Annotated in this window: 9 protein-coding genes and 2 pseudogenes; 1 reads left to right on the top strand and 10 read right to left on the bottom strand. The window is 47.1% G+C overall.

The window, feature by feature from the left end; all coding sequences use genetic code 11:
* Positions 1-91 precede the first annotated feature (91 nt).
* The 3 genes and pseudogenes from rnhB to JCM10512_RS03520 all read right to left on the bottom strand — a co-directional run bounded on the left by rnhB (position 92) and on the right by JCM10512_RS03520 (position 3614).
* Positions 92-693 (bottom strand): annotated as a pseudogene (gene rnhB, locus JCM10512_RS03530) (ribonuclease HII).
* 75 nt (positions 694-768) lie between these two features.
* Positions 769-1215: a hypothetical protein gene (locus JCM10512_RS03525; RefSeq protein ID WP_148298249.1), complete on the bottom strand. Its 447-nt coding sequence runs from the start codon at positions 1213-1215 to the stop codon at positions 769-771.
* Positions 1216-1409: 194 nt separating this feature from the next.
* Complete coding sequence (locus JCM10512_RS03520; RefSeq protein ID WP_044160455.1) at positions 1410-3614, bottom strand: sodium-translocating pyrophosphatase; 2205 nt, start codon at positions 3612-3614, stop codon at positions 1410-1412.
* A gap of 970 nt (positions 3615-4584) precedes the next feature.
* Between JCM10512_RS03520 and JCM10512_RS03515 the strand changes: the two are divergent.
* Positions 4585-6773: pseudogene (locus JCM10512_RS03515) on the top strand (alpha-galactosidase).
* Between the two features lie 152 nt (positions 6774-6925).
* On the opposite strand, the gene JCM10512_RS03510 reads toward JCM10512_RS03515, so the two are convergent.
* From JCM10512_RS03510 to JCM10512_RS03480, 7 genes are all read right to left on the bottom strand, one after another.
* On the bottom strand, positions 6926-7249 hold the full coding sequence (locus JCM10512_RS03510; protein WP_044160454.1) for a heavy metal-binding domain-containing protein: 324 nt from the start codon (positions 7247-7249) through the stop codon (positions 6926-6928).
* Between the two features lie 220 nt (positions 7250-7469).
* A complete protein-coding gene (locus JCM10512_RS21150) occupies positions 7470-8048 on the bottom strand; it encodes a Crp/Fnr family transcriptional regulator (protein WP_052517082.1) in 579 nt (192 codons plus the stop codon).
* 149 nt (positions 8049-8197) lie between these two features.
* On the bottom strand, positions 8198-9412 hold the full coding sequence (locus JCM10512_RS03500; RefSeq protein ID WP_044160453.1) for a cysteine desulfurase: 1215 nt from the start codon (positions 9410-9412) through the stop codon (positions 8198-8200).
* Positions 9413-9421: 9 nt separating this feature from the next.
* Positions 9422-10765 (bottom strand): Fe-S cluster assembly protein SufD, encoded by a 1344-nt coding sequence (sufD, locus tag JCM10512_RS03495; RefSeq protein ID WP_044160452.1) that lies wholly within the window; start codon positions 10763-10765, stop codon positions 9422-9424.
* 2 nt (positions 10766-10767) lie between these two features.
* A complete protein-coding gene (gene sufC, locus JCM10512_RS03490; RefSeq protein ID WP_044160565.1) occupies positions 10768-11520 on the bottom strand; it encodes a Fe-S cluster assembly ATPase SufC in 753 nt (250 codons plus the stop codon).
* A gap of 26 nt (positions 11521-11546) precedes the next feature.
* Entirely contained in the window at positions 11547-13001 is a 1455-nt protein-coding gene (gene sufB, locus JCM10512_RS03485) for a Fe-S cluster assembly protein SufB (RefSeq protein ID WP_044160451.1), read from the bottom strand.
* Positions 13001-13507: a CvpA family protein gene (locus JCM10512_RS03480; RefSeq protein WP_044160450.1), complete on the bottom strand. Its 507-nt coding sequence runs from the start codon at positions 13505-13507 to the stop codon at positions 13001-13003. The genes sufB and JCM10512_RS03480 overlap by 1 nt, the downstream gene beginning before the upstream one ends.
* Between the last annotated feature and the right edge of the window lie 57 nt (positions 13508-13564).

The raw sequence follows: 13564 nt of genomic DNA, 5'->3' as shown, positions 1-13564 counted from the left end.
TAGCCTATATAGGACAAAACCACGGTATTCCGTAGGTCAGTCAATAGTCTTTATGTATGTGAAAGAACAACACGACGAGAAGCGATTTAAGCTAAAAGGTGAGTGAGAGCTGTCCGTCGCCAAGCAGATTAAACGTCATCCGATGATAAGAAGTCGTCCCATGTTCGGCAATAGCCGCCCGATGCTTCTTGGTGGGATAGCCTTTGTTATGATCCCAATCATAGATTGGGTATTCGGCATGCAACTGATTCATATAATCGTCCCGGTAGGTTTTCGCCAAAATAGATGCAGCCGCAATGGAGAGATACTTCCCGTCTCCTTTCACGACTGTTGTATGAGGTATATCAGGGTATTTATGGAATCGATTCCCGTCAATCAGTAAGTGTTGGGGACGAACAGTCAGTTGGTCGACAGCCCGGTGCATAGCCAAAAAAGAAGCACGCAGAATGTTGATCTCGTCTATCTCTAGCGGACTCACCACCCTACCGCCCAGGCAACCGCTTCTTGCTGTATCACTTCACGAAGCAAATAGCGTTGTTTCTCGGTCAGTTGCTTGGAGTCGTTCAACAACTCGTTCTTAAAATCCTTAGGCAGAATAACCGCTGCGGCATAGACCGCACCAGCCAAACATCCTCGTCCGGCCTCATCACATCCGGCTTCTACCAGATCCTTATTTAAATAGGGCAATAGCATCTCAATAAATTTTATTCAGCAAAAGTACAAAAAAAGGGTGCTCCCACAAGCACCCTTCTCCCATTCTTATGTTATTTACTTCACTTTCTGAAACGTCAGATTATTCCAATACCTCCACGTATAATCATCTTCACCTCCAGTATTGAACTCTTCCAGAATAAGTTTGTCGGAGGATAGCTTCAAGACTGTATAGGCTATTTCTAATGGGGAACCCAAATGCGGATGGATGAGTGTAAGTAGGTTATCTTTCAGAATCCATTCACTTTCAGATGCATTAAATTTGACCGTTCCGTCAGATCTAAATACAGCTATAGTACCTAATAGTCGAGGATTCTCATTATTCCACTCATTACACCGTTCCGGATAATCCTTAAAGTACACGTATCCTTTTTCGCTTATACATTCCCATGTTCCCGGCAATTCATTCCACTGAAGTACCTCTTCGTCATCACTACAAGAGGCAAAACCTACAGCCAACACCATCGCCAATACGAGTAGCGATACAGACTTTACTTGTTTCATAGTTTCCTTATTTAAATGTAATTCGTAAAAGTATGCAACAATCAGGTATAAAACAAATTAAAAGGCACCAATCTACAATTAGAAGAAAAAATAAGACTAACACCTTATATGGAGATAGATACGCCCTAAAAAAGTATGGGCAACCGGAATTTCTTCCAGCTGCCCACATTCAAACAAACCCTTTTATATATCAATTAAAACAAACTCCAAGCAACGGTAAGCCCCGCCATAACGATGGCCACCATGCTCATAAGTTTCACCAATATATTCAAACTTGGACCGGAGGTGTCTTTGAACGGATCGCCGACAGTGTCGCCCACGACCGTTGCTTTATGCACTTCTCCGCCCTTACCGCCGAGATTACCTTCCTCGACGTACTTCTTCGCATTGTCCCATGCACCACCGGCATTCGCCATAAAGATGGCGAGAACAAATCCACTACTCAATCCGCCAATCAGCAAGCCCATCACACCGGGAACACCGAAAAGGAGTCCGGTAGCCACGGGAGCGATAATAGCCAATAGTGAAGGTACGATCATGGCCCGTTGAGCACCCTTCGTAGAGATCTCGACACAACGCTCATAATCAGGTTCCGCCTCACCGGTGAGAATACCTTTAATCTCACGGAACTGGCGGCGTACTTCGTCCACCATATGTCCTGCTGCTCGTGCTACTGCGTTCATAGTTAGTCCGCAGAACAGGAAAGCCATCATAGACCCGAGGAACATACCCGCCAATACGATCGGATTCATTAGGGTGACATTATAATAGCTCATGAAATCGAGGAAGGTAGCATTGGCAACCGTTACCGAATCGCCATTAGGCAATAGCAGGTCGGTACTTCCCAAACGGGTCAGCCCGATACGAATTTCCTCTATATATGAAGCCAGCAACGCTAATCCGGTCAGCGCAGCCGAACCAATGGCAAACCCTTTACCGGTAGCCGCTGTGGTATTTCCCAGTGAATCGAGAGCATCGGTACGTTTGCGAATCTCTTCACCAAGTCCCGACATTTCGGCATTACCTCCGGCATTGTCGGCAATCGGTCCGTAGGCATCGGTCGCCAATGTAATTCCCAGTGTGGAGAGCATCCCCACGGCAGCAATACCAATCCCATACAGTCCCATGGCCACATTAGCAGGATCACCCGCGGCAGCCAGCAGATAAGAGGCAATAACCCCAATAACAACCGCTACTACGGGAATGGCAGTGGAAAGCATTCCCAGACCGATACCGGAAATAATAACGGTAGCCGGGCCGGTTTTCCCGCTTTCGCTCAGCTTCTGAGTCGGTCGATAAGATTGCGAGGTGTAGTATTCGGTAGAACGCCCGATAACTACCCCTACCAACAAACCGACTACCACCGAACAGGAAATCCACATCCAGTTATCGAGTTTCAGTAGCCAAAGGATAAGGAATGTAGCCCCGACAATCAGTATCGAACTCAGGTTCGTGCCAAGCGCCAATGCGCCCAACAAATCTTTCATCGTTGCATTCTCTTTGGTACGAACGGCAAAGATGCCCAGAATAGAGAGCAGAATGCCCACCGCAGCAATCAGCATCGGAGCAATCACCGCTTTATATTGCATAATCGTATCACCCGAATGGATGAAAGCGGCAGCACCCAGGGCAGCAGTTGCTAAGATAGAACCGCAGTATGACTCGTATAAGTCGGCCCCCATACCCGCTACGTCGCCTACGTTATCGCCTACATTATCCGCAATGGTAGCCGGATTGCGTGGGTCGTCTTCCGGAATACCCGCTTCGACTTTACCCACCAGGTCGGCACCCACATCGGCGGCTTTGGTATAGATTCCACCACCCACACGAGCAAAGAGTGCCTGCGTAGAAGCTCCCATACCGAAAGTAAGCATGGTAGTGGTTATGATGCAGAGTTTATGAGTAGGCGTCATTACATCGGCCGGAATGACCGCGTTAAGCAATAAATACCAGAAAGATATATCGAGTAGTCCCAAGCCAACGACAACTAAACCCATTACGGCACCACTCCGGAAAGCTATTCGCAGGCCGGCATTAAGTGACCGACGGGCGGCATTCGCCGTACGTGCCGAAGCATAGGTGGCCGTTTTCATGCCCAAGAAGCCAGCTAATCCGGAGAAGAAACCTCCCGTAAGGAAAGCGATAGGCACCCAAGCATTCTGCACGTGGAAGCCATACGCCATGATGGAGAACAAAATGACCAGAACTAGAAAAACGTAACTAACAACTTTATACTGCTGTTTTAAATAAGACATTGCACCTTTGCGCACAGCGGCTGCAATTTTAATCATTTGAGGAGTTCCCTCACTCTCTTTCATCATTTGCTTATGAAAATAATAAGCAAAACACAAGGCTAGTACGGAAGCAACCGGAACTAGCCAGAAAAGAATGCTATCCATAGTTTTCTTTTTTATAGGTTTTTATGGGTCTAAATATATGGAATCTCAATGAGAAAAGCAAGTAAACCTTTCATTTTCTATCGAATAGAAAACAGTTAGCAGAAGAGCAACCTGCTTACTGTTTTATTCAGGAACCAAGACACTTAATAAATTAATTCCACAAAGAAAGTCAGGGGCCAAAGGAGGAAGAACCAAAATCCGCAAATAGTCAGTAAAACAACCATCCACCTATCACAAGGATTGAATAAAAAGCGAATAGCTAACAAGCCCGTTCGCTATTAATCTCCATCCAGAGAAGTAAAGCTCCTCTGGGGAACCGAAAAAGTGACCCTGCGAGCAAAGTATACTTGTTTGACGACCAAAGTATACTTGATCCGGAGGCAAACTATACTTATCCCCTGGGCAAACTAAGCTTATCCCGGGGGCAAAATTGCGATTGCCCGGGGGTAAAGAAGTGTTTGCCCGGGGGTAAAGAAGTGTTTGCCCGGGGGAAAGAAGCGGTTCCCGAGGTGTAAAACAGCAAATAATCGGCTTTCAACTCCTAGTTGCTCAGCCAATCGAGACTGTTTCAAAACACACAAAAGAAAGCATCACACAGCAAACAGCATCCAAAGCGAAGGCAAACTTGCGATAGACCAATCCCCAGTTTGGCGAAAAGGGCGAGAAGCTGCCAACGTGCGTGCACCCTAATTCGGCAGAAGCCCCTCCAAACAAACAGTTCCCTAGTTGGGGCCAAAAAACGCAAGCAACCGAAGCCCGAAATACAAAGTGTCATTTTGTAAAGCCAGAGAACAATCGTAGGACAAAGCGCACCAACTCCTACCACACAGACAAGGAATGTGCATTATTCCCCTAAAATAGACTCAAAGTATTTATTCCGGCAGCAAGCACGATGAAGATAATTCATTATATTTGCAGGGATATAAGCAATGCTAATCAACTAATACCCTATAAATAACACCTTACAATCATGAGAAAAATTCTTGTATTGCTGGCTTCCCTGTTTATCCTGACACACGTAAACGGACAAGAACAGAAGCAAATCTGTATCGGTACGGAGCAAACCTACCTCATCTTACAAGTTGCCCCCAATGGCCGTCTCTATCAAGCCTATCTGGGCGACAAGCTAGTAAACCAACAAGATCTTCGCCACCTCTCCAGTTATGTGAAGGGTGGAACCGACGGAAGCGTATCCACCGTGGCTGGGAAGTTTATCCCGGTTCGGGTGCGGAAGATTACTTTGAACCGGCGCTTGCCATCACCCACACCGACGGAAACCCGAGTACCATTCTGCGTTACATCTCTTCCGATCAGAAGGCGGTAAATGGCGGAACGGAGACAACCATCCGCCTGAAAGACGATCAATATCCGGTGGAAGTAACGCTGCATTACGTAGCATACGCGCAAGAGAATGTAATCAAGACGTGGAGCGAGATCAAGCACATGGAGAAGAAACCAGTCAATCTATGGCGTTACGCCTCAACCATGCTGTATTTCTCGCACGCCAACTACTACCTCACCGAGTTTAGCAGTGACTGGGCAAAGGAGGCTCAGATGAGTAGCCAGCAGTTGCAATTCGGCAAGAAGGTGCTCGAAACGAAATTAGGCAGCCGTGCCGCTATGCATACGCATCCGTTCTTTGAGTTGGGACTAGACCAACCGGCACAGGAGGCACAGGGACGTGTTATGCTGGGCACTGTGGGATGGACCGGCAACTTCCAGTTCACGTTTGAAGTAGATAACGTCGGCGTACTCCGCGTCATTCCCGCCATCAACCCGTATGCGTCTGAATACGAACTCAATCCCAACGAAGTGTTTACGACTCCTGAATTCATATTCACCCTGAGCAATACCGGCACAGGCGAAGCGAGTCGCAACTTCCACGACTGGGCACGCAAATATCAGCTGAAGGATGGACAAGGCGACCGCCTGACGCTGCTCAACAACTGGGAAAACACCCACTTCACCTTCAACGAGGAATTGCTTGGCGAACTGATGAAAGAGGCCAAACACCTAGGCGTTGATATGTTCTTGCTCGACGACGGATGGTTCGGTAACAAGCACCCTCGCAACAACGACCGTGCCGGACTGGGCGACTGGGAGGTGATGCGTTCCAAACTCCCCGGTGGCATTCCGGCTCTTGTCCGGTCGGCTAAGGAGGCGGGTGTTAAGTTTGGCATCTGGATTGAACCGGAGATGGTGAACCCGAAGAGTGAATTGTTTGAGAAGCATCCCGACTGGGCGATTACATTACCCAACCGGGAAACGTACTATTACCGCAACCAATTGGTGCTCGATCTCAGTAACCCCAAGGTGCAAGACTTTGTGTTCGGCGTGGTGGACCGCATTCTGACCGAGAATTCCGAAGTAGCTTTCTTCAAATGGGACTGCAACTCACCCATTACCAACATCTACTCACCCTATCTGAAAAACAAGCAGGGCAAGCTTTACATCGACCACGTACGGGGAATCTACAACGTGCTGAATCGCGTGAAAGCAAAGTACCCCAACGTGCCGATGATGCTTTGTTCGGGTGGCGGGGCACGTTGCGATTACGAAGCACTGAAATACTACACCGAGTTCTGGTGCAGTGACAACACCGATCCCGTAGAACGACTGTTCATCCAATGGGGTTTCTCGCAGGTCTTCCCCGCGAAAGCGATGTGTGCCCACGTGACGAGTTGGAACAAAAACACCAGTGTCAAGTTCCGCACCGATGTTGCCAGTATGTGCAAACTGGGCTTCGACTTGGGTCTGAAAGAACTTAGAGCCGATGAGTTGGCTTACTGCCAAGAGGCGGTGGCTAACTGGAAACGTCTGAAACCCGCTATTCTTGATGGTAGTCAGTATCGCTTGGTTTCGCCCTACGACGGCAATCACATGGCCGTGATGTATACGATTTCGGACCGGAATAAGGCTGTTCTTTTCAGCTATGACATTCACCCGCGCTATGGGGAGAAACTGCTTCCCGTAAAGCTGCAAGGATTGGACCCTGCGAAGAACTACAGGGTGAAGGAGATTAACCTGATGCCAAACGCCAAGTCGGGTCTGAAAGCTAACGAACAGACCTACTCAGGCGATTACCTGATGAAAGTAGGCTTGAACACGTTCACAACGAACCAAACCTTCAGCCGCGTTATTGAACTAACAGCGGAATAACAAAAACCGCCCCTTAACAAACGCTTTCACCAACCTAAATGATGGAAGTGTTTGTTAAGGGGCGGTCTTATACACGAATAGTCTAAGTCTAAAACTGAAGCAGGTGTATCATTCCGACCCCGCCTCAGCCTATGAGGTTACCTTATTGAAAACTAATCTTCTACCCGGACGGCAGTTCCGTTGGCAGTTACCATCAGCATACTTCCGCTGTCTCCCACCGTTTCGTAATCCAAATCGACGCCGATTACTGCATTCGCACCCATCTTCTCTGCCTGATCCTGCATCTCCTGTAAAGCGATATTCCGAGCCTCCCGGAGGACTTCCTCGTATGATCCCGATCGTCCACCCACAATGTCGCGAACACTGGCAAAGAAGTCACGGAACAGATTCGCTCCGATTATCGTTTCTCCGGAAACAATCCCATAATATTTCACAATTCGTTTCCCTTCCAAAATGGGAGTAGTTGTTACTAACATATTCTCTCTTATTTTTAATGATTTACTTTGTAGATTAGACGCCTAAGCTCCTGAAAAAGTTGCAGCTACACTGACATTAATTTCAGTGTAGCTGCTTGTTCGAGTTTAAGAGAGAGAGATTTAATCTCCTTACCAGTTAATTGTTTAAGTCCGACAAAGATAAAAAGAAGAAAGTGCTTCCTTCTTAAACTATCTTAAGTACCATCTGGATTAACATTCTTTAGGAGATATCCTTGGCTTCTTCTAAGGTTAGTTTCTTACGCAAATTGCTGAAGTATTCGGGGGTAATCCCTAGAAAAGAGGCTATTTCCTTTTGGCTGATCAATTGTTCGATCCGGGGACAGCGTTCTTTCAATGATTGGTATCGTCCATGCAAGGAACCACTCTTGATCTCAATGTTCTCTTTCCATCTTTGCAAAAGCAAGACTTCGGCTATGACCGCTCTGAGTTGAGGATATTCCTGGTACAGCTCCATCAACTGGCTATAGGTAATCTCGATTACTTCCGAATCGTCGAGTGCATCGATACATACTACCGAAGGGCAATTCATCATCATGCAAGAATAGCTACTAACCACATCGCCGACAAAGCCGTAGGTTATCGTACTATTACGCCCTTCTGCGTCATATGTATAATAACGAAAACAACCTTTCAGGACGATACCTAGCTTACAGGCATGTGCACCCATTGCAATAAAGTACGCTTCCTTCTTATATTCTTTCAAAATACCGTGCTCCTTGATGAAGGCGCAGAGCACATCATACTCCTCCCGCCTCATAAATCGATTAAAAGTATCCATACGTTTTACAACTGGTTATCTATTGTCTTTTGCTATTAGACGTCAAGAAAGTCCATTTTGATGCAAAAGAGAAGAAAAAAATTTCATTTAGAACAAAAAAAGCGTCATTTCCTTAAGAAACAACGCTTTTATATCTCCTAACTTCTACATTAGAACATCTTATTTACCCGCTCTATGCCGGCAATCAAAGCGTCTATTTCTTCTTTCGTATTGTATAGCGCCAACGAAGCACGCACCGTTCCTTCAATACCCAGTCGCTGCATCAAAGGCTGTGCACAATGATGTCCGGTACGCACAGCAATGCCCAATCGGTCGAGCAGAGTTCCCATATCGAAGTGATGGATATCACCTACGAGGAAAGAGATTACGGCTCCCTTCTCAGCTGCTTCGCCGAATATCCGCATACCCGGAATCTCTTTGAGACGCTGCGTAGCGTAAACAGTCAATTCATGTTCATAGGCTGCTATCTGGTCCAGACCGAGGGCGGTAATGTAATCCAATGCTTTAGCCAGTCCGGTTGTTCCGATATAATCGGGCGTTCCGGCTTCAAACTTGAAAGGAAGTTCGTTGAACACGGTCTTCTCAAACGAGACGTGCTGTATCATTTCGCCCCCGCCCTGATAGGGTGGAAGTCGGTCTAACCACTCCTCTTTGCCATACAGTACACCAACTCCGGTAGGTCCGTAGACTTTATGTCCGGAAAATACCAGGAAGTCGGCATCGAGTTCCTGCACATCCACCTTCATATGAGGAATGGACTGAGCGGCATCGACCAACAGAGGTACTCCGTGCGCATGGGCGGTAGCGATCATCGCTTTCACCGGATTGACCGTACCCAGCACATTGGACACGTGGGTAACGCTGACTATCTTGGTCCGTTCGGAAAACAACTTCTCATACTCGTCCAACAACAGTTCGCCTTTGTCATTCATCGGAATAACTTTAATGGCTATCCCCTTGCGGGCAGCAAGCAGTTGCCAAGGAACGATGTTGCTGTGATGTTCCATAACGGAAACAATCACTTCGTCACCTTCTTCCATAAACTCCTCGCCGAAGCTGGAAACTAGCAGATTGATGCTTTCTGTCGTTCCACGGGTAAAGATGATCTCGTTTATGCTGCCGGCATTAATAAACTCCCGTACCGTCTCCCGAGATGCTTCATGCAATTCGGTAGCTTGCTGCGAGAGATAGTGTACGCCGCGATGCACATTGGCATTGACTGAGTAGTATTCGTCTACCAAGGAGTCGACCACCAAACGGGGCTTCTGTGTAGTTGCCCCGTTGTCGAAATAGACCAACGGCTTGTCATAAACCGTACGGCTCAGTATCGGAAAGTCTTCTCTTATCTTTTGTATATCGTACATAGGCTTTGCTTACTTACAGATTGCACATCCCTGGCATTTATTCAATTCCCCGCGGAAACGTTTCTCTACCAACAAATGCAGACGGTCTTTCAACGCATCCAACCGGATGGTGTCGATTACCTCGTTGACAAAGGCAAACATCAATAACAAACGGGCTTCTTTCTCGGCAATACCACGCGAACGCATATAGAACAACGCGTTATCGTCCAACTGACCGATAGTCGCCCCATGTGAACACTTCACATCATCGGCATAGATCTCGAGTTGTGGCTGTGTGTACATACGGGCCTCACGGGTAGCGCATAGGTTGCGGTTAGTCTGTTGTGAGCTGGTATGCTGAGCGTCGGGACGTACCAGTATGAGTCCGGCAAAGGCGCCTACCGACTGATCGTCGAGAACGTATTTAAAGAGTTCGTTGCTGTTGCAGTTAGGCACGGCATGATCGATAATCGTATGGTTATCTACATGCTGAGTCTTATCCGCGATAGCCATTCCGCAGAGATTGATTTCCGCGCCTTGACCAGCCAATTGTACTTCCGTTGTATTGCGGGTAGTACCGTTATGCAGTGTCATGCCATTCAACAGCACATTGCTGTTCGCTTCTTGCTTGAGATACATATTACTGAAGCGAACGGTATGGGTATGGGTCTCTTCCAACTCATAAACGTCGAGTACCGAATTCTCACCGGCAAATATTTCGACTACCTGAGTTGTCAGGAAGTGCACACTGTCCATAGCGTGGTCGCAAATCAACAGACGTGCCTGCGCGCCTTCTTCCAGCACAATCAGTACACGGCGGTTCATCATAAAGTCGACATCTCCGCGAAGGATATTCACCAACTGAATGGGACGTTCCACAACAACGTTCTTCGGCACATAGAAGATAACTCCATCTTGGGCAAATGTGGTATTGAAAGCCGTGATTCCGTCCTGAGAGGTATCGGCCAGCTTTCCATAATATTTCTCTACCAACTCCGGATGTTGCCGGGCTACCTCCCGCAAGCTGCCGAAAATAGCTCCTTTGGGTAATTCGTCAGCCGGCAAGGATTGGTTATAGAACGCATCGTTTACCACAAAATATAAAGAGGTGCTCATATTGGGCACGTCGCACTTAAACACTTCATACGGATTGACCGGTATCTCCAGACGATTCAGATTCAATCCGTAATCGGGCTCGAAGAACTTGCTCACATCCGTATACTTGTACTTTTCTAACGCACGCGTGGGAAATCCCTGACGCTGAAAATCGGCAAAGGCAGTAGCACGAAGCGCGTTTAGCGGCTCGGCACTGTGCTTGCGGATCATAGCTTCCGTTTGCGAGAAAAGATCTATATATTGTTGTTCTACACTCATTGTTATTCTCCTAATTCTTTCTTAATCCAGTCGTATCCTCTTTCTTCCAACTCCAACGCCAGTTCCGGTCCGGCTGTTTTTACAATACGGCCTTCATAGAGTACATGTACAATGTCCGGTTTAACATAATCGAGCAAGCGTTGGTAGTGCGTAATCACAATCGTACTGGTTTCCGCAGTCTTCAACTTATTCACACCTTCGGCTACAATACGCAAAGCGTCGATATCCAAGCCGGAGTCTGTTTCGTCCAGAATGCTGAGACGCGGCTCCAACATAGCCATCTGGAAGATTTCGTTCCGTTTCTTCTCACCTCCGGAGAAGCCTTCATTCACCGAACGGCTAGCTAGTTTATTATCCAGTTCCACCACTTCGCGTTTCTCACGCATCAGCTTCAGAAACTCGCTGGCAGTTAATGCCGGAAGACCTTTATATTTGCGGTGTTCATTCACGGCCGCACGCATAAAGTTGACCATGCTCACACCCGGAATCTCTACCGGATATTGAAAGCTCAGGAAGATACCTTCGCAACTGCGATCTTCGGGACTGAGTTCCAACAGATTCTTCCCATCGAATGTTACAGTTCCTTTCGTTACTTCAAAAGCGGGATTACCAACCAGAACAGACGAAAGTGTACTCTTTCCCGAACCGTTGGGTCCCATGATGGCGTGTATTTCGCCCGGCTTCACCGATAGGTTGATGCCTTTCAATATCTCTTTGCCGTTAATGCTGGCATGCAGGTCTCTTATCTCTAACATATTTGTATTTTTTTCTAACTTCTTCATTATCCTACGCTTCCCTCCAGTGATATGGTCAGTAGTTTCTGCGCCTCCACAGCAAACTCCATCGGAAGTTTATTCAGTACCTCTTTCGCATAACCATTGACTATCAGCCCAACAGCATCTTCGGTGGAAATACCACGCTGGTTGCAATAGAATATCTGATCTTCGCTGATCTTACTGGTAGTCGCTTCATGCTCGACAATGGCCGTTTCGTTACGGACATCCATGTAAGGGAATGTATGTGCACCGCACTTATCGCCCAACAGCAAAGAGTCACATTGGCTGTAGTTACGGGCATTATCCGCTTTTTCGGATACACGTACCAACCCCCGGTAGGAGTTCTCGCTACGTCCGGCAGAGATACCTTTACTTACAATCGTACTGCGCGTATTCTTTCCCAGGTGAATCATTTTAGTTCCTGTATCCGCCTGTTGGTAGTTGTTAGTCACTGCGACCGAGTAGAATTCTGCCGTCGAGTTATCACCGGTCAAAATGCAGGAAGGGTATTTCCAGGTAATGGCCGAACCGGTTTCTACCTGTGTCCAGGAGAGCTTACTATCCACACCCTTGCAGTTACCGCGCTTGGTCACGAAGTTATAAACACCTCCTACTCCTGCAGCATCGCCCGGATACCAGTTCTGTACGGTACTGTATTTCACTTCAGCACGGTCGTGCACGATAATCTCTACAATTGCTGCATGCAATTGGTTCTCATCACGCATCGGAGCGGTACATCCTTCCAAATAGGAAACATACGAGTCGTCCTCGGCTACTATCAGCGTACGTTCGAACTGTCCTGTGTTACGCGCGTTGATACGGAAATAGGTGGAAAGTTCCATCGGACAACGTACACCTTTGGGAATATACACAAATGAACCGTCGGAGAATACCGCGGAATTCAAAGCCGCAAAGAAGTTATCACGATAGCCCACTACCGAGCCCATGTATTTCTTAACCAGATCGGGATGCTCGCGCACGGCTTCACTGAACGAGCAAAATATAATGCCCTTCTCCATCAGTGTTTCCTTGAAGGTGGTCTTGACGGATACGGAGTCCATCACAGCATCTACCGCCATACCGCTGAGTGCCATCTGCTCTTCCAGCGGAATGCCCAGTTTATTAAATGTTTTGATTAGTTCAGGGTCTACTTCATCCATACTTTTCGGTCCTTCTTTCTTTTTAGTCGGATCGGCATAGTAGGAGATAGACTGATAATCGATTTCGGGAATACGAAGATGCGGCCATGTGGGCATCTTCAGCGTCAGCCAATGGCGGTACGCTTTTAAACGAAATTCCAGCATCCATTCGGGCTCCTCTTTCTTCGAAGAGATCAGGCGAACGACGTCTTCATTAAGTCCTACCTCAATGATATCCGTATGTACCTCGGTCGTGAAACCGTATTTGTACTTCTCTTGCGTGAATTCCTTTACATATTTATTAGGTTCTTCTTGTTGCATCACTTTTTCAATATATAATGTTGTGTCATCTCTTTTACAGCGGGAAAAAATATCCCCGCAAACGTTTCCATCGGATAATATAACAATGATTCGCTTTTCTTTGTTTCACTAATTAACTTATTATCCGAATCTATAAATTCTATTACGCAAATAAGCAGACTTGTGATAAGCATAAATTTAAGTGCTCCCAAGCCGCTACCCAACCAACGATTCAGCCACCCGAGCGAAACAACTTCCATGGCTTTGGTCAGTAAAGACGCCACCAATGTGAAGATCAGGGGGACCGCAATCCATATCATGATAAATGCTAGTATCTGGGCTAGCGTCATCGACTCTGTCACTGTGGGGCAGATCTTTTCAGCCAGCGGAGTATACAGAGCCCTTGCCGCCAATAACCCTACAAGAAGTCCGAGTATGGAAGCCAATTGCCGGATAAATCCCTTCATGAATCCCGTCACAATACCGGCACCGATTACAATTAGAATAAGAACATCAATTGTCGTCACGTCTGTCTACTTTAATAAAAAATAAGGTGGTACGGTGGTGTTCCATAAACAGTACCA

The sequence above is a fragment of the Bacteroides reticulotermitis JCM 10512 genome (genome assembly GCF_000517545.1).
In the GTDB taxonomy this organism is placed as follows: domain Bacteria; phylum Bacteroidota; class Bacteroidia; order Bacteroidales; family Bacteroidaceae; genus Bacteroides; species Bacteroides reticulotermitis.
Note: the sequence above shows the minus strand (reverse complement) of the source record. Positions and strands in the feature narration are given on the sequence as shown.